The organism is Pseudomonas ekonensis (assembly GCF_019145435.1).
Lineage (GTDB): Bacteria > Pseudomonadota > Gammaproteobacteria > Pseudomonadales > Pseudomonadaceae > Aquipseudomonas > Aquipseudomonas ekonensis.
Window position 1 is genome coordinate 449,091 of the sequence record NZ_JAHSTS010000001.1, and the last position, 17,997, is coordinate 467,087.

A 17,997-nucleotide genomic window follows, 5' to 3' on the forward strand; every position below is an offset into this window, starting at 1 on the left:
AAGTGGGTTTTCTGAGCTCAAAACGCTAAAAATTGGAGAAACGCAGCCGTGTTTCGCGGAGCCAACGCTATCAGTCTCGACGCAAAGGGCCGTCTCGCCATGCCGAGCCGGTACCGTGACGAGCTCGTTTCGCGTAGTTCCGGGCAGTTGATCGTCACGATCGACGCCGTTGATCCGTGTCTGTGTGTCTACCCGCTCGATGAGTGGGAAATTATTGAAACCAAGTTGCGCGCGCTCCCTTCGCTTCGCGAGGAGAACCGCCGACTGCAACGTTTGCTGATCGGCAACGCCGTCGACCTTGAACTCGACGGCAGCGGCCGTTTCCTGGTTCCGCCGCGCCTGCGCGAATACGCGAAGCTCGACAAGCGCGCAATGCTGGTGGGCCAACTGAACAAGTTCCAACTGTGGGACGAAGATGCCTGGAACGCGGTTTCCGCCGCCGACCTCGCTGCCATACAACAACCGGGCGCCATGCCCGACGAACTGCGTGATCTGATCCTGTGACTATTGATAGCGGCTTCAACCACATCACCGTACTGCTTGACGAAGCCGTCGAGGCTCTCGCCGTACGTCCTGATGGCTGCTATCTGGACGGCACGTTCGGACGCGGCGGGCACAGCCGGCTGATCCTCAGCAAGCTGGGGCCTGACGGGCGGCTCCTCGGATTCGACAAGGATCCTCAGGCGATTGCCACCGGGCAAACGCTAGCGGCCGAAGACGGCCGCTTTGTCGTTGTGCAGCGCAGCTTTGCCGAACTCGGCGCGGAAGTGGCCGAGCGCGGCCTGTCCGGCAAGGTCAGCGGCATCCTGCTTGACCTGGGCGTGTCCTCGCCGCAGCTCGACGACCCGGAGCGCGGGTTCAGTTTCCTCAACGACGGCCCGCTGGACATGCGCATGGATCCGTCCCGCGGCATCAGCGCGGCGGAGTTCGTCAACACCGCATCGGTCGAAGAGATCGCACGGGTGTTCAAGGAGTACGGCGAGGAGCGGTTCTCCGGTCGCATGGCCCGTGCCGTGGTCGAGCGCCGCGATGTCACGCCGTTCGAGCGCACCGGCGACCTGGCCGAAGTCCTCAAGGTCGCCAACCCGGCCTGGGAAAAGGGCAAGAACCCGGCGACCCGCGCGTTCCAGGGCCTGCGCATTCACGTCAACAATGAACTGGGCGACCTGGAGGCCGGACTTGAAGCCGCGCTCGAGTGCCTGGAAGTCGGCGGCCGCCTGGTGGTCATCAGTTTCCATTCGCTGGAAGACCGCATCGTCAAACTGTTCATGCGCAAGCTGGTGAAGGGCGAGGCCGACAACCTGCCGCGCAACCTGCCGGTTCGGCACGTGGCGTTCGAACCGAAGATCAAGATCCACGGCAAGGCGCAGACCGCCTCCGATGCCGAGCTCAAGGCCAACCCGCGCTCGCGCAGCGCGGTCATGCGTGTGGCGGAGAAGCTGCGGTGAGCAAGCTATTCGCCAAGCCCCTGCCGGGCGGCAGCTTCTTCATGCTGCTGCTGTTCATCGGCGTGCTCGTGTCGGCCATCGGCGTGTCCTACAGCGCCCACTGGAACCGGCAGTTGCTCAACACCCTGTACAACGAGCTGAGCGTGCGCGACAAGGCGCAGGCCGAGTGGGGGCGTCTGATCCTGGAGCAAAGCACCTGGACCGCCCACAGCCGCATCGAAGTGCTGGCCACCGAACAGTTGAAGATGCACATCCCCGGCGCGGCTGACGTGAAGATGGTGGCGCCATGATGAAGCTCGAAGGCGCACTCTTCCCATGGCGGTTCCGCCTGGTGGTGGGGCTGCTCGGCATCATGGTCGCGGCGATCTGCTGGCGCATCATCGACCTGCAGGTGGTCGACCGTGACTTCCTTAAAGGTCAGGGCGATGCGCGCAGCGTCCGTCACATTCCGATTCCGGCGCACCGTGGCCTGATCACCGACCGCAACGGCGAACCGCTCGCCGTGAGCACGCCTGTGACCACCCTGTGGGCAAACGCCAAGGAAATGCAGCTGGCCAAAGAAAAATGGCCGGCATTGGCGGCTGCGCTGGGGCAGGATCCCAAAGCCCTGGCCGAGCGCCTCGAGGCGCAGGCGAACAAAGAATTCATCTACCTGGTGCGTGGGCTGACCCCCGAGCAGGGCCAGGCCGTGCTCGACCTGAAAGTGCCTGGCGTCTACGGCATCGAAGAGTTCCGCCGGTTCTACCCGGCCGGCGAAGTCACCGCGCACATGGTCGGCTTCACCGACATCGACGACCACGGCCGCGAAGGCGTCGAGCTGGCCTACGACGAATGGCTCGCCGGGGTGCCGGGCAAACGACAGGTCATCAAGGATCGGCGCGGTCGGCTGATCAAGGATGTCCAGGTCACCAAGAACGCCAAGGCCGGCAAGCCCTTGGCGTTGTCGATTGACCTGCGCCTGCAGTACCTGGCCAACCGCGAACTGCGCAACGCGATCATCGAGAACGGCGCCAAGGCCGGCAGCCTGGTGATCATGGACGTGAAGACCGGCGAGATCCTGGCCATGGTCAACCAGCCGACCTACAACCCGAACAACCGCCGCTACCTGCAGCCGGCGATGATGCGCAACCGGGCGATGATCGACGTCTTCGAGCCGGGTTCGACCATGAAGGCCATTTCCATGAGCGCCGCCATCGAGAGCGGGCGCTGGAAACCGAGCGACACCGTCGAGGTGTATCCGGGCAGCCTGCAGATCGGCAAGTACACCATCAAGGACGTGTCCAAGACCGAAGGCCCGGTGCTGGACATGACCGGCATCCTGATCAACTCCAGTAACGTCGGCATGAGCAAGGTCGCCTTCGACATCGGCGGCGAGACCATTTTCCGTCTGGCGCAGAAGCTGGGCCTCGGCCAGGACACCGGCCTGGGCTTCCCCGGCGAGCGTGTCGGCAACCTGCCGAACTACCGGGACTGGCGCAAGGCCGAAACCGCGACGCTGTCCTACGGCTACGGCGTGTCCGTCACCGCGATCCAGCTGGTGCACGCGTTCTCGGCGCTGGCCAACAACGGCCGCCTCGCGCCGCTGACCCTGATCAAGACCGACAAGGCCCCGCAGACCACCCAGGTGCTGCCGGAAACCGTGGCGAAAACCATGCAGGGCATGCTGCAGCAGGTGATCGAGGCTCCGCGCGGCGTGTTCCGTGCGCAGGTGCCGGCGTATCACGTGGGCGGCAAGTCGGGTACGGCGCGCAAGACGTCGGTGGGCACCAAGGGCTACGCCGAAAACTCCTACCGTTCGTTGTTCGCCGGCTTCGGCCCGATGAGCGATCCGCGTTACGCCATCGTCGTGGTGATCGATGAACCGACCAAGGCCGGCTACTTCGGCGGTCTGGTGTCGGCGCCGGTGTTCAGCCGCGTGATGTCCGGCACCCTGCGCCTGATGAACGTCACCCCGGACAACCTGCCGACCACACAACAGGCCAACGCCACCCCGGCCGTTCCGCTGAAAGCCAATGGAGGGCGCGGCTGATGTCTCTGAGCCTGAACAAGATATTCCCCCACGCCGGCCACGATCTGCTGATCCGTGAACTGGCGCTGGACAGCCGCAACGTGCGCGCCGGCGACCTGTTCCTCGCGGTGCCGGGCGGCAAGTTCGACGGCCGTGCCCACATCGCCGACGCGCTGGAGCGCGGCGCCGCCGCCGTGGCCTATGAAGTGCAGGGTGCCACCGTGCTGCCGATCACCGACGTGCCGCTGATCCCGGTCAAGGGCCTGGCGGCGCAGCTGTCGGATATCGCCGGGCGCTTCTACGGCGAGCCCAGCCATCACCTGAACCTGATCGGCGTGACCGGCACCAACGGCAAGACCAGCGTGACCCAACTGGTGGCCCAGGCCCTGGACCTGCTCGGCCAGCACTGCGGCATCGTCGGCACCCTCGGTTCCGGTTTCTACGGCGCGCTGCAGAGCGGCCTGCACACCACGCCGAACCCGATCGCCATGCAAGCGACCCTGGGCGACCTGAAAAAGGCCGGCGCCAAGGCCGTAGCCATGGAAGTGTCGTCCCACGGCCTGGACCAGGGCCGGGTCACGGCGCTGGCGTTCGATGTGGCGGTGATGACCAACCTGTCCCGCGACCACCTCGATTACCACGGCACCATGGAAGCCTACGCGGCGGCCAAGGCCAGGCTGTTCGCCTGGAACGACCTGAAATGCCGGGTGGTCAACCTCGACGACGACTTCGGCCGGCAACTGGCCGCCGAACAGCGCGAGTCGCGGCTGATCACCTACAGCCTGCTCGACAGCGGCGCCTACCTCTATTGCCGCGAAGCGCAGTTCGACGACCACGGCGTGCGCGCCACGCTGGTCACGCCCCAGGGTGAACATCACCTGCGCAGCACGCTGTTGGGCCGCTTCAACCTGAGCAACGTGCTGGCGGCGGTCGGTGCGTTGCTCGGCCTGGACTACCCGCTGGACGAAATCCTCAAGGTGCTGCCGAAGCTCGAAGGCCCGGCCGGACGCATGCAGCGCCTGGGCGGCGGCAGCCAGCCGCTGGTGGTGGTCGACTACGCCCACACGCCGGATGCGCTGGAAAAGGTCCTGACCGCGTTGCGCCCGCACGTCAAAGGCCAACTGCTGTGCCTGTTCGGCTGCGGCGGCGACCGTGACCGCGGCAAGCGTCCGCTGATGGCCGAAGTGGTGGAGCGTCTGGCCGACCGCGTACTGGTCACCGACGACAACCCGCGCACGGAAGACCCGGCGCAGATCTTCGACGACATCCGTGCCGGTTTCGCGGCTGTGGATAACGTCACCTTCGTGGCCGGCCGCGGCCAGGCCATCGCTCAACTGATCGCCGGCGCCTCGGCCGACGACGTGATCGTCCTGGCCGGCAAGGGCCATGAGGACTATCAGGAAATCAACGGCCAGCGGCATGCCTTTTCCGATCTGGTGGAAGCCGATCATGCCCTGACCGCGTGGGAGGTGGCCCATGCTTAAGGCCCTGAAACTCAGCGAACTGACCAATGCCCTCGACGCGCGGCTGATCGCCGGCGACGCGAGCTTCGACGGCGTCAGCATCGACAGCCGCGCGATCAAGCCCGGCCAGCTGTTCATCGCCCTGACCGGCCCGCGTTTCGACGGTCACGACTACCTCAACGAGGTCGCCGCCAAAGGCGCGGTCGCGGCGCTGGTCGAGCGCGAGATCGCCGACAGCACGCTGCCGCAACTGCTGGTCAAGGACACCCGCCAGGCGCTGGGCCAGTTGGGTGCGCTCAACCGTGCCGCGTTCACCCACCCGGTGGCGGCCGTGACCGGCTCCAGCGGCAAGACCACGGTCAAGGAAATGCTTGCCGGCATCCTGCGCACCCGTGGCTCGGTGCACGCGACCCGCGGCAACCTGAACAACGACCTCGGCGTCCCGCTGACCCTGCTCGAACTCGCTCCGGAACACAGCGCGGCGGTGATCGAGCTGGGGGCGTCGCGCCTCGGCGAAATTGCCTACACCGTCGGCCTGACCAAACCCCATGTGGCGATCCTCAACAACGCAGGCACCGCCCACGTCGGCGAGTTCGGCGGGCCGGAAAAGATCGTCGAGGCCAAGGGCGAGATCATCGAAGGGCTGGCCGCCGACGGCACCGCGGTGCTGAACCTCGACGACAAGGCTTTCGGCATCTGGAAAGCCCGGGCGGGCGGACGCAAGGTGCTGACCTTCGCCCTGAACAACCCGCAGGCGGATTTCCGTGCCAGCGACCTGGCCACCGACGCACGCGGCTGCCCGGCGTTCATCCTGCACGGGCCGGCCGGCGCCGAGCGGGTGCAACTGAACCTGCTCGGCACCCACAACGTCGCCAACGCCCTGGCCGCCGCGGCCGCTGCCCATGCCCTGGGCGTGTCGCCGTTCGGCATCGCCACCGGGCTTGGCGCGGTGCAGCCGGTCAAGGGCCGCACCGTCGCGCAGTTGGCCAAGAACGGCCAGCGCGTGATCGACGACACCTACAACGCAAACCCCACCTCCATGTGCGCGGCCGTTGATATACTCGCCGGCTTTTCCGGCCGCACCGTTCTGGTGCTCGGGGACATCGGCGAGTTGGGCGACTGGGCGGAGCAGGGGCACCGCGACGTGGGCGAGTACGCCCGGGGCAAGGTTTCCGCGCTTTACGCCGTCGGCCCGCTGATGGCCCATGCCGTGAACGCTTTCGGTGCGCAGGCGCATCACTTCGGCACCCAGGCCGAACTGATCCAGGCCCTGGCCGCCGAGCAGGACAAAAACACCACCATTTTGATCAAGGGCTCGCGCAGCGCGGCGATGGAAAACATCGTGGCGGCCCTGTGCGGTTCCAGTCTGGAGAAACATTAATGCTGCTGCTGCTAGCGGAGTATCTGCAACAGTTCTACAAAGGCTTCGCGGTCTTCCAGTACCTGACCCTGCGCGGGATTCTCGGTGTGCTGACCGCGCTGGTCCTGTCGCTGTGCTACGGCCCATGGATGATCCGCACCCTGCAGAACCGCCAGATCGGCCAGGCCGTGCGCAACGACGGCCCGCAATCGCACCTGTCCAAGTCGGGTACGCCGACCATGGGCGGCGCCCTGATCCTGTCGTCCATCGGCGTCAGCACCCTGCTGTGGGCCGACCTCACCAACCGTTACGTCTGGGTCGTGCTGCTGGTGACCCTGCTGTTCGGCGCCATCGGCTGGGTCGACGACTACCGCAAGGTGATCGAGAAGAACTCCCGTGGCCTGCCGAGCCGCTGGAAGTATTTCTGGCAGTCGGTGTTCGGCCTCGGCGCCGCGATCTTCCTGTACATGACCGCCGCGACGCCGGTGGAAACCACCCTGATCCTGCCGATGCTCAAGGACTACAGCATTCCGCTGGGCGCCGGCTTCATCGTGCTGACCTACTTTGTGATCGTCGGCTCGAGCAACGCGGTCAACCTGACCGACGGCCTCGACGGCCTGGCGATCATGCCGACCGTGATGGTCGGCGGCGGCCTGGGCATCTTCTGCTACCTGTCGGGCAACGTGAAATTCGCCGAATACCTGCTGATCCCTTACGTGCCGGGCGCGGGCGAACTGATCGTGTTCTGCGGTGCGCTGATCGGCGCCGGCCTGGGCTTCCTGTGGTTCAACACCTATCCGGCCCAGGTCTTCATGGGCGACGTCGGCGCGCTGGCGCTGGGCGCTGCCCTGGGCACCATCGCCGTGATCGTGCGCCAGGAAATCGTCCTGTTCATCATGGGCGGCGTGTTCGTGATGGAGACCCTTTCGGTGGTCATCCAGGTTGCCTCTTTCAAACTGACCGGCCGCCGCGTGTTCCGCATGGCGCCGATCCACCACCACTTTGAACTCAAGGGCTGGCCCGAGCCGCGTGTGATCGTCCGTTTCTGGATCATCACCGTGATCCTCGTGCTGATCGGCCTTGCCACCCTGAAGCTGAGGTAGAACGAGTGTCCCTGATCGCTTCCGACCACTTCCGCATCATTGTCGGCCTCGGCAAGAGCGGCATGTCCCTGGTTCGCTTCCTGGCGAACCGGGGCGTGGCGTTTGCGGTGGCCGACACGCGGGAAAACCCGCCGGAACTGGCCACGCTCAAGCGTGACTATCCGCACGTGGAAGTGCGTTGTGGCGAGCTGGACGTCGAGTTCCTGTGCCGTGCCGACGAACTCTACGTGAGCCCGGGCCTGGCGCTGGCGACCCCGGCCCTGCAGGCCGCAGCGGCCCGTGGCGTGAAACTGTCCGGCGACATCGAGCTGTTCGCGCGCAACGCGAAGGCGCCGATCGTGGCCATCAGCGGCTCCAACGCGAAAAGCACCGTCACCACCCTGGTCGGCGAGATGGCGGCTGCCGCCGGCAAACGCGTGGCGGTGGGCGGCAACCTCGGCACACCGGCGCTGGATCTCTTGAGCGACGATGTCGAGCTGTACGTGATGGAACTGTCGAGCTTCCAGCTGGAGACCACCGACCAGCTCAACGCCGAAGTGGCGACCGTGCTCAACATCAGCGAAGACCATATGGACCGCTACAGCGGCCTGCCGGCCTACCACCTGGCCAAGCACCGGATCTTCCGGGGCGCCAGGCAGTTCGTGGTCAACCGCCAGGACGCCCTGAGCCGTCCGTTGATGGGCGAGGGCCAGCCCTGCTGGACCTTCGGCCTGACCAAACCGGACTTCAAGGCGTTCGGCATTCGCGAAGAGGACGGCGAGAAGTGGCTGGCCTTCGAATTCCAGAACCTGATGCCGGTGCGCGAACTGAAGATCCGCGGCGCCCACAACCAGTCCAACGCCCTGGCGGCGCTGGCGCTCGGCCATGCGGCCGGCCTGCCGTTCGACGCGATGCTCGCGGCGCTGCGCAACTTCGCCGGCCTCGAGCACCGCTGCCAGTGGGTGCGTGACGTGGACGGCGTCGGCTACTACAACGACTCCAAGGCCACCAACGTCGGCGCCGCACTGGCCGCCATCGAAGGCCTGGGCGCGGACATCGACGGCAAGATCGTGCTGATCGCCGGCGGCGACGGCAAGGGCGCCGAATTCCATGACCTGCGCGATCCGGTGGCGGCCCACTGCCGTGCCGTGATCCTGATGGGCCGCGACAGCGACAAGATCGGCGAGGCCGTCGGCGAAGCCGTGCCGCTGATCCGTGCCGGCTCCCTGGTCGAAGCCGTTGCGCAATGCCGCGCCGCCGCCCGTCCGGGCGACGTCGTGCTGCTGTCGCCGGCCTGCGCCAGTTTCGACATGTTCAAGAACTACGAAGACCGTGGTCACCAGTTCGTCCGCGCCGTGGAGGACCTGGCATGAGCCTGAAAGGGATCATCAAGCCGTACCCGTCGCCGATCATCACCGGACGCGGCATCGACCTCGACTTCCCGATGCTCGCCGGCTGCCTGGCGCTGCTGGGGCTCGGGCTGATCATGATCGCCTCGGCGTCGACCGAAGTGGCGGCGGCCCAGTCGGGCAGCGCCCTCTATTACATGATCCGCCACCTGATCTACATCGTGCTGGGGCTGGGCGCGTGCGTCGTGACCATGATGATCCCGATCGCCACCTGGCAACGCATGGGCTGGATGATGCTGATCGGCGCCTTCGGCCTGCTGGTGATGGTGATCGTCCCCGGCATCGGCCGCGAAGTGAACGGTTCGATGCGCTGGATCGGCTTCAGCTTCTTCAACGTGCAGCCCTCCGAGATCGCCAAGGTGTTCGTGGTGATCTACCTCGCCGGCTACCTGGTGCGCCGGCAGAAGGAAGTGCGCGAAAGCTGGATGGGCTTCTTCAAGCCGTTCATCGTGCTGCTGCCGATGGCCGGCCTGCTGCTGATGGAGCCGGACTTCGGCGCCACCGTCGTGATGATGGGCGCGGCCGCGGCGATGCTGTTCCTGGGCGGCGTCGGCCTGTTCCGGTTCTCCCTGATGGTGGTGCTGGCGGTCGCGGCGGTGGTGCTGCTGATCCAGATGCAGCCGTACCGGATGGCGCGTCTGACCAACTTCGCCGACCCGTGGGCCGACCAGTTCGGCGCCGGCTACCAGCTGTCCCAGGCGCTGATCGCGTTCGGCCGCGGCGAGTGGCTGGGCGTCGGCCTGGGCAACAGCGTGCAGAAGCAGTTCTACCTGCCGGAAGCCCACACCGACTTCGTGTTCTCGGTGCTGGCCGAGGAGCTGGGGGCCGTGGGTTCGCTGTGCACCGTGGCGCTGTTCGTGTTCGTCTGCATCCGGGGCATGTACATCGGCCTGTGGGCCGAGAAGGCCAAACAGTTTTTTGCCGCCTATGTCGCTTACGGGCTGTCGTTCCTGTGGATAGGCCAGTTCCTGATCAACATCGGCGTGAACGTCGGCCTGCTGCCGACCAAGGGCCTGACCTTGCCGTTCCTCAGTTACGGCGGCAGCTCCCTGGTGATCTGCTGTGCCTGTCTCGGCCTGCTGCTGCGGATCGAGTGGGAGAGCCGTACGCACCTGGGCAGCGAAGAGATGGAATTCCATGAGAGCGACTTCGCCGAGGAGCCGAACCATGGGCGCTAACGTATTGATCATGGCCGGCGGCACCGGCGGCCACGTGTTCCCGGCGCTGGCCTGTGCCCGCGAGTTCCAGGCGCGCGGCTACACCGTGCACTGGCTCGGCACCCCGCGCGGGATCGAGAACGACCTGGTGCCGGCTGCAGGCCTTGAGCTGCACCGCATCAACGCCACCGGCCTGCGGGGCAAGGGCAAGCTGTCGCTGCTCAAGGCGCCGTTCATGCTGCTCAAGTCGGTGCTGCAGGCCCGTGCCGTGATGCGCCGCCTCAAGCCGGTGTGCGTGGTCGGTTTCGGCGGTTATGTGACCGGCCCCGGCGGCGTCGCCGCGAAGCTGGCCGGCGTGCCGGTGATCGTTCACGAGCAGAACGCCGTGGCCGGCACCGCCAATCGGATGCTGGTGCCGTTCGCCGCCCGGGTGTGTGAAGCGTTTCCCGACACCTTTACCCTGTCGGACAGCCGCCGCACCACCGGCAACCCGGTGCGCAGCGAGCTGTTCCTCGAAACGCCGCGGCAGGCCCTGGCCGGCCGCAAGGCACGTTTGCTGATCCTGGGCGGAAGCCTGGGCGCAGAACCGTTGAACAAACTGTTGCCTGAAGCCCTGGCGCAAGTCGCTGCCGACCTGCGTCCGGAGGTGTTCCACCAGGCCGGCAAGAACCACGATGAAGTGACTGCAGAGCGCTACCGCGCCGCCGGCGTCGACGCGCAGGTGCAGCCGTTCATCAAAGACATGGCCCAGGCCTATGGCTGGGCTGACCTGGTGGTGTGCCGCGCAGGCGCCCTGACCATCAGTGAACTGGCCGCCGCCGGTCTGCCTTCGATGCTGGTGCCCTTGCCCCACGCCATCGACGATCACCAGACCCGCAACGCCGATTATTTGGCCCGCGAAGGCGCTGCCTTCCTGATGCCGCAAAGAACGACCGGCGCAGCGGATCTTGCCGCGCGCCTGACAGAGGTCTTGATGCAACCGCAACGACTCGAACAAATGGCCCAAGCGGCCCGCCGTCTGGCCAAACCCGATGCCACCCGTAGCGTGGTCGACACCTGCCTGGAGGTGGCCCATGGTTGAGAATCAGAAAGCCATGCCGCAACCGGAAATGCGCCGCATCCGCCGCATCCACTTCGTCGGCATCGGCGGCGTGGGCATGTGCGGCATCGCCGAGGTGCTGCTGAACCTGGGCTACGCCGTGTCCGGCTCGGACCTTAAGGCTTCGCCGGTCACCGAGCGCCTGGAGTCCTTCGGCGCGCAGATCTTCATCGGCCACCGTGCCGAGAACGCCGCCGCGGCCGACGTGCTGGTGGTGTCCAGCGCCGTCAACACCTCCAACCCGGAAGTGGCGACCGCCCTTGAGCGCCGCATTCCCGTGGTGCCCCGTGCCGAGATGCTGGCCGAGCTGATGCGCTACCGCCACGGCATCGCCGTCGCCGGCACCCACGGCAAGACCACCACCACCAGCCTGATCGCTTCGGTGTTCGCGGCCGGCGGCCTGGATCCGACCTTCGTCATCGGCGGCCGCCTGAACGCCGCCGGCACCAATGCGCAGCTGGGCACCAGCCGCTACCTGATCGCCGAGGCGGACGAGAGCGACGCAAGTTTCCTGCACCTGCAGCCGCTGGTGGCCGTGGTCACCAACATCGACGCCGACCACATGGCGACCTACGACGGCGACTTCAACAAACTGAAGAAGACCTTCGTCGAGTTCCTGCACAACCTGCCGTTCTACGGGCTGGCGGTGATGTGCCTGGACGACCCGGTGGTGCGCGAGATCCTGCCGCAGGTCAAGCGTCCGACCGTGACCTACGGCTTCAGCGAAGACGCCGACGTGCGCGCGATCAACGTGCGCCAGCAAGGCATGCAGACCTTCTTCACCGTGCTGCGCCCTGACCGCGAGCCGCTGGAGGTGTCGGTGAACATGCCCGGCAACCACAACGTGCTCAATTCCCTGGCGACCATCTGCATCGCCACCGACGAAGGCGTCAGCGACGAAGCCATCGTCCAGGGCCTGTCGGGCTTCCAGGGCGTGGGGCGGCGCTTCCAGGTCTACGGCGAGCTGCCGGTGGACGGCGGCAACGTGATGCTGGTCGACGACTACGGCCACCACCCGACCGAAGTCGCGGCCGTGATCAAGGCCGTGCGCGGCGGCTGGCCTGAGCGCCGCCTGGTGATGGTCTACCAGCCGCACCGCTACAGCCGCACCCGCGACCTGTACGACGATTTCGTCAACGTGCTGGCCGACGCCAACGTGCTGCTGCTGATGGAGGTCTACCCGGCCGGCGAAGAGCCGATCCCCGGCGCCGACAGCCGCAAACTGTGCAACAGCATCCGTCAGCGCGGCCAGCTCGACCCGATCTACATCGAGCGCGGCGCCGACCTCGCGCCGGTGGTCAAGCCGCTGCTGCGCGCCGGCGACATCCTGCTGTGCCAAGGCGCCGGGGACATCGGCGGCCTGGCGCCGAAACTGTTGAAAAGCGAGTTGTTCGCCGGGGCCGTCGCGGCGCCGGTCGAGGGGAAGTTGAAATGAGTGCTGCCTACGCGAACCTGTTCTCCACCATCGCGCCGAAAGACTTCGGCCGCGTCGCCGTGCTGTTCGGCGGCAAGAGCGCCGAGCGTGAAGTCTCGCTGAAGTCCGGCAACGCCGTGCTCGCCGCGCTGCAGAGCGCCGGCGTGGACGCGTTCGGCATCGACGTGGGCGACGACCTGCTGCAGCGCCTGCTGAGCGAGAGGATCGACCGTGCGTTCATCATCCTCCACGGTCGCGGCGGCGAAGACGGCAGCATGCAGGGCCTGCTCGAAGTCGCCGGCATTCCGTACACCGGCAGCGGCATCCTGGCCTCGGCGCTGGCCATGGACAAGCTGCGCACCAAGCAGGTCTGGCACAGCCTCGGCATCCCGACGCCGCGCCACGCCGTGCTGCGCAGCGAAGCGGACTGTATTTCGGCGGCGGCGGAACTGGGCTTCCCTTTGATCGTCAAACCGGCCCATGAAGGTTCAAGTATCGGGATGGCCAAAGTGACTTCCGCGTCCGAGCTGATCGACGCCTGGAAAGCGGCCAGTACCTACGATTCGCAAGTGTTGGTCGAGCAATGGATCCAGGGTCCGGAGTTCACCATCGCCACCCTGCGCGACCAGGTGTTGCCGCCGATCGCCCTAGGTACGCCCCACACGTTCTACGACTACGACGCCAAGTACATCGCCAACGATACCCAGTACCGCATTCCGTGCGGGCTCGATGCCGCCAAGGAACAGGAACTCATGGACCTGACCGCCAAGGCCTGCGGCGCGCTGGGCATCGCCGGTTGGGGACGCGCGGACGTCATGCAGGACGCCGACGGGCAGTTCTGGTTCCTGGAGGTGAACACCGCTCCGGGCATGACCGACCACAGCCTGGTGCCGATGGCCGCCCGTGCCGCCGGCCTGGATTTCCAGCAACTGGTCCTGGCCATCCTGGCCGCCAGTGTCGAAGCAGACGCGCGAGGTTAAGACCATGCAAGGCGCACAGCTCAGACATCAGCCCTCCGCACCCGGCCGCAAGCCGGTGCCGCGGGGCGCCAGCCGTATGGTGGCCAAAGAGCCGATGTCCGCGCGCCTGCCCAAAGCCAATTTCGGCTTCCTCAAAGGGCTGTTCTGGCCGGTGCTGCTGGTGGCCCTGGGCTTCGGCACCTACGAAGGCGCGCAGCGGCTGCTGCCGTACGCCGACCGGCCGATCACCAAGATCGCGGTGCAGGGCGACCTGAGCTACATCAGCCAGCAGGCGGTGCAGCAGCGCATCGCCCCGTACGTGGCGTCGAGCTTCTTCACCATCGACCTGGCCAGCATGCGCACGGAACTGGAGCAAATGCCGTGGATCGCCCACGCCGAAGTGCGTCGGGTGTGGCCGGACCAGGTGGTGATCCGCCTCGAAGAGCAGCTGCCGGTGGCCCGTTGGGGCGACGAGTCGCTGCTCAACAACCAGGGCCAGGCGTTCACGCCCAAGGAACTGGCGAACTACGAACACCTGCCGCAGCTGTTCGGCCCCCAGCGGGCCCAGCAGCAAGTGATGCAGCAGTATCAGGTGCTGAGCCAGATGCTCAGGCCGTTGGGCTTCTCGATCGCGCGCCTGGAACTGCGCGAGCGGGGCAGCTGGTTCCTGACCACCGGTGCCGGTAGTTCCGGCCCCGGCATCGAGTTGTTGCTGGGACGCGGCAACCTGGTGGAAAAGATGCGCCGCTTCATTGCCATCTACGACAAGACGCTCAAAGAACAGATTACGAACATTGCGCGCATCGATCTGCGCTACGCCAACGGCCTGGCCGTTGGCTGGCGGGAACCTGTAGCGCCGCCGGCAGCCCAACCCGCTGTCGCAAAGAATTAAGAAGAGGCAGGACCCATGGCAAACGTGCAAAGCGGCAAAATGATCGTCGGTCTGGATATCGGCACCTCCAAGGTGGTGGCGCTGGTAGGCGAGGTCGCTGACGACGGCACGCTCGATATCGTCGGGATCGGCACCCATCCGTCCCGCGGCCTGAAGAAAGGCGTGGTGGTGAACATCGAATCCACCGTGCAGTCGATCCAGCGCGCCATCGAAGAGGCGCAGCTGATGGCCGGCTGCCGGATCCACTCGGCGTTCGTCGGCGTGGCCGGCAACCACATCCGCAGCCTGAACTCCCACGGCATCGTGGCGATCCGCGACCGCGAAGTCAGCTCCGCGGACCTTGAGCGCGTGCTCGACGCCGCCCAGGCCGTGGCGATCCCGGCCGACCAGCGGGTGCTGCACACCCTGCCGCAGGACTACGTGATCGACAACCAGGAAGGCGTGCGCGAGCCGCTGGGCATGTCCGGCGTGCGCCTGGAGGCCAAGGTCCACGTGGTCACCTGCGCCGTCAACGCCGCGCAGAACATCGAGAAGTGCGTGCGCCGCTGTGGCCTGGAAATCGACGACATCATCCTTGAGCAACTGGCCTCGGCCTACTCGGTGCTCACCGACGACGAAAAGGAACTGGGCGTGTGCCTGGTGGACATCGGCGGCGGCACCACCGACATCGCGATCTTCACCGAAGGCGCCATCCGCCACACGGCGGTGATCCCGATCGCCGGCGACCAGGTGACCAACGACATTGCCATGGCGTTGCGCACCCCGACCCAGTACGCCGAAGAGATCAAGATCCGCTACGCCTGCGCCCTGGCCAAGCTGGCCGGCGCCGGCGAGACCATCAAGGTGCCGAGCGTCGGCGACCGTCCGCCGCGCGAGCTGTCGCGCCAGGCCCTGGCCGAAGTGGTCGAGCCGCGCTACGACGAGCTGTTCACCCTGATCCAGGCCGAGCTGCGCCGCAGCGGCTACGAAGACCTGATCCCGGCGGGCATCGTCCTGACCGGCGGCACCTCGAAGATGGAAGGCGCCACCGAGCTGGCCGAGGAAATCTTCCACATGCCGGTGCGCCTGGGCGTGCCGCACGGCGTCAAGGGCCTCGACGACGTGGTGCGCAACCCGATCTATTCGACCGGCGTGGGCCTGCTGATGTACGGCCTGCAGAAGCAGTCCGACGGGATCTCGTTCTCGGGCATCGGCAGCCGCGACAGCTACAGCAACGACGAGCCGCAGGCGCCGTTGCTCGACCGACTGAAGAAGTGGGTCCAAGGCAACTTTTAAAGGCAGCTCGAAGCGTCACGCTTCGAGCCGCAGGCAGTAGCAGTAGATGCACCGCAACAAAAAAGCAGTAGGCGAAAAAACTAGAGAATGTAAGGAGAGGGAAAATGTTCGAACTCGTAGACAACATCCCCGCAAGCCCGGTGATCAAGGTTATCGGTGTGGGCGGTGGCGGCGGCAACGCCGTCAATCACATGGTCAAGAGCAACATCGAAGGCGTCGAGTTCATCTGCGCCAACACCGATGCCCAGGCCCTGAAGAACATCGGTGCACGCACCATCCTGCAACTGGGCACCGGCGTGACCAAGGGCCTGGGTGCGGGCGCCAACCCGGAAGTCGGCCGTCAGGCCGCGCTGGAAGACCGCGAGCGCATCGCTGAAGTCCTGGCCGGCACCAACATGGTGTTCATCACCACCGGCATGGGCGGCGGCACCGGTACCGGTGCGGCGCCGATCATCGCCGAAGTGGCCAAGGAAATGGGCATCCTGACCGTTGCGGTCGTGACCCGTCCGTTCCCGTTCGAAGGCCGCAAGCGCATGCAGATCGCCGACGAAGGCATCCGCATGCTGTCCGAAAGCGTCGACTCGCTGATCACCATCCCGAACGAGAAGCTGCTGACCATCCTGGGCAAGGACGCCAGCCTGCTGTCCGCCTTCGCCAAGGCCGACGACGTGCTGGCCGGCGCCGTGCGCGGCATCTCCGACATCATCAAGCGTCCGGGCATGATCAACGTCGACTTCGCCGACGTGCGCACCGTGATGAGCGAAATGGGCATGGCGATGATGGGCACCGGCTGCGCCAGCGGTCCGAACCGTGCTCGCGAAGCCACCGAAGCGGCCATCCGCAACCCGCTGCTCGAAGACGTGAACCTGCAGGGCGCACGCGGCATCCTGGTGAACATCACCGCAGGCCCCGACCTGTCCCTGGGCGAGTACTCCGACGTGGGTTCGATCATCGAAGCCTTCGCGTCCGAGCACGCGATGGTCAAGGTCGGCACCGTGATCGATCCGGACATGCGCGACGAGCTGCACGTGACTGTGGTCGCCACCGGTCTGGGCGCCAAGATCGAGAAGCCTGTGAAGGTCATCGACAACACCGTCCACACCACCATGGCCGCCGCCCCGGTGCAGCCGCAGCAGGCCCCTGCACGTCAGGAGCAGCCAGCGGTGAACTACCGTGACCTGGACCGTCCGACCGTCATGCGCAACCAGGCCCAGGCCGGTGCTGCGACTGCCGCGAAGATGAATCCGCAAGATGACCTGGACTACCTGGACATCCCGGCTTTCCTGCGTCGTCAGGCCGATTGATGAAATGTATCAGGGGTATTCAGGTGATTGGTGTTCAGCAAAGGCTCGGTCTGCTATCATCGCCAGCCTTTGTTGATACCAGTTCGCAATTTGCGCTGAAGCGGCCCATGCCATGATTAAACAACGCACACTGAAAAACATTATCCGTGCCACCGGTGTTGGCCTGCACTCCGGCGAGAAGGTCTACCTGACCCTCAAGCCTGCGCCGATCGACACCGGGATCGTCTTCCGTCGTGCCGACCTCGACCCAGTCGTCGAGATCCCGGCCCGCGCCGCCAACGTCGGCGAGACAACCATGTCGACGACGCTGGTCAACGGTGACGTGAAGGTGGACACGGTGGAGCACTTGCTCTCGGCCATGGCTGGCCTGGGCATCGATAACGCCTACGTCGAGCTCTCCGCGTCCGAAGTCCCGATCATGGATGGCAGCGCCGGACCTTTCGTATTCCTGATTCAGTCGGCTGGCCTGGAAGAGCAGGATGCCGCCAAGAAGTTCATCCGCATCCTGCGGGAAGTGACCGTGGAAGACGGCGACAAGCGCGCCACTTTCGTCCCTTTCGACGGGTTCAAGGTGAGCTTCGAGATCGATTTCGATCACCCGGTTTTCCGCGACCGCACCCAAAGTGCAAGCGTGGACTTCTCCAGCACGTCGTTCGTGAAGGAAGTCAGCCGCGCCCGCACCTTCGGTTTCATGAGTGACATCGAGTACCTGCGCAAGCACAACCTCGCACTCGGCGGCAGCGTGGAAAACGCGATCGTGGTCGATGCCGATGGCGTGCTGAACGAAGACGGCCTTCGCTACGAAGACGAGTTCGTGAAGCACAAGATCCTCGATGCGATCGGCGACCTCTACCTGCTGGGCAACAGCCTGATCGGTGAGTTCAAGGGCTTCAAGTCCGGTCACGCACTGAACAACCAGCTGCTGCGCAAGTTGATTGAGCAGACAGATGCCTGGGAAGTCGTGACGTTCGAAGACGCCAGCACCGCTCCGATCTCTTACATGCGCCCGGTTGCGGCGGTGTAAGTAAAAAACCTCTCTAGTTTTTTGAAGGCCACCTTGGGGTGGCCTTTTTTTATGCCCGGCATTCGCGTGGCTGGCGCAAGCGGTGGGAGCCAGCCTGCTGGCG

16 protein-coding genes are annotated in these 17,997 nt (G+C 65.7%); all 16 read left to right on the forward strand.

What is annotated here, in order from left to right:
* Window positions 1-48: 48 nt before the first annotated feature.
* Entirely contained in the window at window positions 49-504 is a 456-nt protein-coding gene (mraZ, locus tag KVG96_RS02205; protein ID WP_003205355.1) for a division/cell wall cluster transcriptional repressor MraZ, read from the forward strand.
* A complete protein-coding gene (gene rsmH, locus KVG96_RS02210) occupies window positions 501-1,448 on the forward strand; it encodes a 16S rRNA (cytosine(1402)-N(4))-methyltransferase RsmH (RefSeq protein ID WP_437180478.1) in 948 nt (315 codons plus the stop codon). Before mraZ ends, rsmH begins: the two co-directional genes overlap by 4 nt.
* A complete protein-coding gene (gene ftsL, locus KVG96_RS02215) occupies window positions 1,445-1,738 on the forward strand; it encodes a cell division protein FtsL (RefSeq protein WP_007956777.1) in 294 nt (97 codons plus the stop codon). The genes rsmH and ftsL overlap by 4 nt, the downstream gene beginning before the upstream one ends.
* Window positions 1,738-3,477: a peptidoglycan D,D-transpeptidase FtsI family protein gene (locus KVG96_RS02220; RefSeq protein ID WP_217892426.1), complete on the forward strand. Its 1,740-nt coding sequence runs from the start codon at window positions 1,738-1,740 to the stop codon at window positions 3,475-3,477. Before ftsL ends, KVG96_RS02220 begins: the two co-directional genes overlap by 1 nt.
* Window positions 3,477-4,940, forward strand: coding sequence for a UDP-N-acetylmuramoyl-L-alanyl-D-glutamate--2,6-diaminopimelate ligase (locus tag KVG96_RS02225; protein WP_217890651.1), 1,464 nt, complete (start codon window positions 3,477-3,479; stop codon window positions 4,938-4,940). Before KVG96_RS02220 ends, KVG96_RS02225 begins: the two co-directional genes overlap by 1 nt.
* Window positions 4,933-6,300 (forward strand): UDP-N-acetylmuramoyl-tripeptide--D-alanyl-D-alanine ligase, encoded by a 1,368-nt coding sequence (locus tag KVG96_RS02230; protein WP_217890652.1) that lies wholly within the window; start codon window positions 4,933-4,935, stop codon window positions 6,298-6,300. The genes KVG96_RS02225 and KVG96_RS02230 overlap by 8 nt, the downstream gene beginning before the upstream one ends.
* The gene (gene mraY, locus KVG96_RS02235) at window positions 6,300-7,382 is read left to right on the forward strand and encodes a phospho-N-acetylmuramoyl-pentapeptide-transferase (protein ID WP_085584845.1); all 1,083 of its coding nucleotides are present in this window, start codon (window positions 6,300-6,302) and stop codon (window positions 7,380-7,382) included. The genes KVG96_RS02230 and mraY overlap by 1 nt, the downstream gene beginning before the upstream one ends.
* A gap of 5 nt (window positions 7,383-7,387) precedes the next feature.
* Complete coding sequence (gene murD, locus KVG96_RS02240; RefSeq protein ID WP_217890653.1) at window positions 7,388-8,734, forward strand: UDP-N-acetylmuramoyl-L-alanine--D-glutamate ligase; 1,347 nt, start codon at window positions 7,388-7,390, stop codon at window positions 8,732-8,734.
* Window positions 8,731-9,948, forward strand: a complete 1,218-nt coding sequence (ftsW, locus tag KVG96_RS02245; protein WP_085584849.1) for a putative lipid II flippase FtsW — start codon at window positions 8,731-8,733, stop codon at window positions 9,946-9,948. The genes murD and ftsW overlap by 4 nt, the downstream gene beginning before the upstream one ends.
* Window positions 9,938-11,008: an undecaprenyldiphospho-muramoylpentapeptide beta-N-acetylglucosaminyltransferase gene (gene murG / locus KVG96_RS02250; protein WP_217890654.1), complete on the forward strand. Its 1,071-nt coding sequence runs from the start codon at window positions 9,938-9,940 to the stop codon at window positions 11,006-11,008. The genes ftsW and murG overlap by 11 nt, the downstream gene beginning before the upstream one ends.
* Entirely contained in the window at window positions 11,001-12,461 is a 1,461-nt protein-coding gene (gene murC / locus KVG96_RS02255) for a UDP-N-acetylmuramate--L-alanine ligase (RefSeq protein WP_217890655.1), read from the forward strand. Before murG ends, murC begins: the two co-directional genes overlap by 8 nt.
* A complete protein-coding gene (locus tag KVG96_RS02260; RefSeq protein WP_217890656.1) occupies window positions 12,458-13,420 on the forward strand; it encodes a D-alanine--D-alanine ligase in 963 nt (320 codons plus the stop codon). The genes murC and KVG96_RS02260 overlap by 4 nt, the downstream gene beginning before the upstream one ends.
* A 4-nt stretch (window positions 13,421-13,424) precedes the next feature.
* Entirely contained in the window at window positions 13,425-14,291 is an 867-nt protein-coding gene (locus KVG96_RS02265) for a cell division protein FtsQ/DivIB (protein WP_085584856.1), read from the forward strand.
* Window positions 14,292-14,306: 15 nt separating this feature from the next.
* A complete protein-coding gene (gene ftsA, locus KVG96_RS02270; RefSeq protein WP_065261511.1) occupies window positions 14,307-15,566 on the forward strand; it encodes a cell division protein FtsA in 1,260 nt (419 codons plus the stop codon).
* A 104-nt stretch (window positions 15,567-15,670) separates the two neighbouring features.
* Window positions 15,671-16,870, forward strand: coding sequence for a cell division protein FtsZ (gene ftsZ, locus KVG96_RS02275; protein WP_085584858.1), 1,200 nt, complete (start codon window positions 15,671-15,673; stop codon window positions 16,868-16,870).
* 112 nt (window positions 16,871-16,982) lie between these two features.
* Window positions 16,983-17,894: a UDP-3-O-acyl-N-acetylglucosamine deacetylase gene (gene lpxC, locus KVG96_RS02280; RefSeq protein ID WP_085584860.1), complete on the forward strand. Its 912-nt coding sequence runs from the start codon at window positions 16,983-16,985 to the stop codon at window positions 17,892-17,894.
* The last annotated feature ends 103 nt before the right edge of the window (window positions 17,895-17,997 follow it).

Coding starts and splice junctions, on each gene's coding strand:
- KVG96_RS02220 (WP_217892426.1), top strand. CDS start 1,738: ATGAAGCTCGAAGGCGCACTCTTCCCATGGCGGTTCCGCCTGGTGGTG.
- KVG96_RS02225 (WP_217890651.1), top strand. CDS start 3,477: ATGTCTCTGAGCCTGAACAAGATATTCCCCCACGCCGGCCACGATCTG.
- KVG96_RS02230 (WP_217890652.1), top strand. CDS start 4,933: ATGCTTAAGGCCCTGAAACTCAGCGAACTGACCAATGCCCTCGACGCG.
- mraY (WP_085584845.1), top strand. CDS start 6,300: ATGCTGCTGCTGCTAGCGGAGTATCTGCAACAGTTCTACAAAGGCTTC.
- ftsW (WP_085584849.1), top strand. CDS start 8,731: ATGAGCCTGAAAGGGATCATCAAGCCGTACCCGTCGCCGATCATCACC.
- murG (WP_217890654.1), top strand. CDS start 9,938: ATGGGCGCTAACGTATTGATCATGGCCGGCGGCACCGGCGGCCACGTG.
- murC (WP_217890655.1), top strand. CDS start 11,001: ATGGTTGAGAATCAGAAAGCCATGCCGCAACCGGAAATGCGCCGCATC.
- KVG96_RS02260 (WP_217890656.1), top strand. CDS start 12,458: ATGAGTGCTGCCTACGCGAACCTGTTCTCCACCATCGCGCCGAAAGAC.
- KVG96_RS02265 (WP_085584856.1), top strand. CDS start 13,425: ATGCAAGGCGCACAGCTCAGACATCAGCCCTCCGCACCCGGCCGCAAG.
- ftsA (WP_065261511.1), top strand. CDS start 14,307: ATGGCAAACGTGCAAAGCGGCAAAATGATCGTCGGTCTGGATATCGGC.
- ftsZ (WP_085584858.1), top strand. CDS start 15,671: ATGTTCGAACTCGTAGACAACATCCCCGCAAGCCCGGTGATCAAGGTT.
- lpxC (WP_085584860.1), top strand. CDS start 16,983: ATGATTAAACAACGCACACTGAAAAACATTATCCGTGCCACCGGTGTT.